Genomic DNA, 1133 nt, shown 5'->3' with positions numbered 1-1133 from the left:
CCGCACCACAGGCGCGATAAAGATATCGTAGGACACTTTCCTGACCCGGTAGTCCAGCTTATCGTGGAAACCGATCTGCAGCTGATTGATCACTACGATCCGATCATCAAAAACCTGGACAAACAGATACTGGCCCTGGCCAAAGGCCATGATCCGACGAGTCTGCATCTGCTTCGCTCCATTCATGGAGTAGGCGAAGTCTTATCACTGACGATGCTTTACGAAATTCATACGATTGATCGTTTTCCTTCCCGGGGCGAGTTTTGCTCCTATGCCCGGCTGGTCAAGGGGCAGAAGTCCTCGGCCGGAAAGAATTATGGAACCACTGGCGGGCGTATTGGTAATGCGCATCTGCGATGGGCCTTCTCGGAAGCGGCGGTGCTGTTTCTGCGAAAAAACAAAGATGTCGAACGATACTATAACCGGCTGATTAATCGTCATGGCAAAAGCAAAGCCCTCAGTATTGTGGCCAAGCGGTTAGGTATTGCCGTGTACTATATGCTCCGGCGAGGAAAGCCTTTTAACATAAATATGTTCCTGCAAAGTCATATGGCAAGCGAAAAAATATAACGGGAGGGGTGCCGGTGAGCCCGACGTATAACTTAGCACGACCAATGAGGGCAGAGCCTTCTGACCAGTTGCTTCCACTATGACTGCTCAGCAGATCATTGAATAACTGGATAGGCCAAAACAACCCTCGATAGCTCGCAGCGCTTGATTGGACACTGCACCCGCTCCTTGTTTATAAATAACGTTCGATGCAATGGATATGGATGAACTTCCTCCGGAATACCTGGAGGATCTGTGCTGCCCCTTCCCCGAGACTTGCAATAACTGGATGGTGCTGCCAGCGCCAAGCCTGCTGCTTGATTGTCCGGTAAAAGGGTACGTAGTATTTTCTATGGCCGCCTCCAAAGGTGGGGCCATTTCAATGGTTTGTTAGTTGAAAAACCATTGAAATGTTGAGCCTCTATATATGTTTGGTGCAGTCAGATGAACTGCCAACCCGATATTGAAAACTGCTTGTAGTACAACGCCATTGAAAACGTGTCGAAACCGGCAAAGCGAGAAGAGATTTTTTCTCGCCTGGGATACCTATTGCCACTTGACATTGGAGGCCATATATATGTTAT

The 1133-nt window shown here is 48.7% G+C and carries 1 protein-coding gene; it reads left to right on the top strand.

Annotated elements, in window-relative coordinates:
* A partial coding sequence (locus tag BG260_RS13850) for a transposase (RefSeq protein ID WP_141691620.1) occupies positions 1-570 on the top strand: 570 nt, incomplete at its 5' end.
* Positions 571-1133: the final 563 nt, after the last annotated feature.

The organism is Rhodohalobacter halophilus (assembly GCF_001715195.1).
Taxonomy (GTDB): domain Bacteria; phylum Bacteroidota; class Rhodothermia; order Balneolales; family Balneolaceae; genus Rhodohalobacter; species Rhodohalobacter halophilus.
Note: the sequence above shows the minus strand (reverse complement) of the source record. Positions and strands in the feature narration are given on the sequence as shown.